General features: G+C 53.4%; 1 protein-coding gene. It reads right to left on the reverse strand.

The window, feature by feature from the left end; all coding sequences use genetic code 11:
• Positions 1 to 305 (reverse strand): FAD-dependent oxidoreductase (locus KO497_RS19545; protein ID WP_215943336.1); only part of this gene is annotated, 305 nt, incomplete at both ends.

The raw sequence follows: 305 nt of genomic DNA on the forward strand, positions 1-305 counted from the left end.
CGACGCCCGTGCGGCAGTATTCGTCTGTCACGATATGGGTGCGGTCCACTTTGACACCCAGCTCTTCAAGACCCAGACCTTCGACATTGCCGACGATCCCAACTGCGGAAATCACCGTGTCGAATTCTTGCGTTGTGGTGCCTTTGGCGTCTTCCAGATGCGCCACAACTTTACCCGCAGAACGGTCCAGTTTTTTGACTGTGGTTTTCTCTAGGATCGTCATGCCCTGTTTCACGAATTGCTTTTTCGCGAAGGTCGAAATGTCTTTATCTTCGACCGGCAGCACGCGATCCATCACCTCGACC

Source organism: Pacificibacter marinus (assembly GCF_018860665.1).
GTDB classification, from domain to species: domain Bacteria; phylum Pseudomonadota; class Alphaproteobacteria; order Rhodobacterales; family Rhodobacteraceae; genus Celeribacter; species Celeribacter marinus_A.